The organism is Mesorhizobium sp. B1-1-5, assembly GCF_006443065.1.
In the GTDB taxonomy this organism is placed as follows: domain Bacteria; phylum Pseudomonadota; class Alphaproteobacteria; order Rhizobiales; family Rhizobiaceae; genus Mesorhizobium.
On record NZ_VFWS01000491.1, the window covers coordinates 1 to 1,229 of the forward strand.

Sequence of the window (1,229 nt, forward strand, 5' to 3'; positions counted from 1 at the left end):
ATGCATGGTCGCGGAGCCGGCGACATGAAGGCTGGGCTCACGGCCTGCCTCTACGCGCTGGCCGCACTGCGCCGCCTCGGCTATCAGCCGGCCGCGAAGGTCTTCCTGCAATCGGTGGTCGAGGAAGAGTGCACCGGCAACGGCGCGCTCGCTTGCCTGCAGCGCGGTTACCGCGCCGACGCAGCCTTCATCCCCGAACCGCTGGAGCCGAAGCTGATGCGGGCGCAGGTCGGCCCGATCTGGTTTAGGGTCGAGGTCGACGGCGATCCCCAGCATGCGTCGGGCGCTTTCTCGGCCGGCGCCAACGCCATCGAAAAGGCTTTCCTCATCATCCAGGCGTTGAAGCAGCTCGAAATCGTCTGGAACGCGCGCAAGGTCGACGACAGGCATTTCTGCGATCACCCGCATCCGATCCGTTTCAATCTGGGCAAGATCGAAGGCGGCGAATGGACATCGAGCGTCCCCGCGCGCTGCGTGTTCGAGATGCGTGTCGCCACCTATCCCGGCCAGAAGCTGGAGGATGCCAGAGCCGAGCTCGAGGCCTGCATCGCCGACGCGGCCCGCGCCGATCCGTTCATGGCCAACCGCCCGCCCAGGATCCCCTACAATGGCTTCATGGCCGAGGGCTATGTGCTGGAGGGCGCCGACGAGATGGAAACCGTGCTGCGTCGTAGCCATACCGCCGTCTGGGGCGAGCCGCTGCAGGAACACGTCACCTCTGCCACCACCGATGCGCGCTTCTTCGGCCTCTACGCTGACACGCCGGCCATCGTCTACGGTCCGATCTGCCGCATGCCGCATGGCTATGACGAAGCGGTGGACCTTGATTCCGTACGCAAGGTCACCCAGACAATCGCACTGTTCATCGCCGACTGGTGTGGGCTGGAGCCTGTCGACCCCGAGGCAAGGCCATGACCGGCGCCGTGACCAATGCATTCGGCGAGACGCTGGCCGAGGACGCGCCCGATGTCTCGATCGCCGATGCGCTTGCCATCCTGCGCCAGCACTACGGCCTTGCCGGCACCGCTCAGCCCTTGCCCGGGGAGCGCGACCACAATTTTCACATCCGCACCGACAGCAATGGCGAGTTTGTCCTGAAAATCTCGCATCCGGCGGAAGAGGCCGGCTTCACCGATTTCCAGAACAGGGCGCTGGACCACATCCTTGCGGTCGACCCCGCTTTACCGATTCCTTCGGTGCGCAAAAGCCTCGATGGCGATGCGCAGTTC

Annotated in this window: 1 protein-coding gene and 1 pseudogene; both read left to right on the forward strand. The window is 65.0% G+C overall.

From position 1 onward, the window contains the following. Positions 1–915, forward strand: a 915-nt coding sequence (locus tag FJ980_RS32630; RefSeq protein WP_140547560.1) for an ArgE/DapE family deacylase, incomplete at its 5' end; no start/stop codon positions are given. Continuing rightward, positions 912–1,229 (forward strand): annotated as a pseudogene (locus FJ980_RS32635) (phosphotransferase); the annotation flags it as partial. The gene FJ980_RS32630 and the pseudogene FJ980_RS32635, both read left to right, overlap by 4 nt.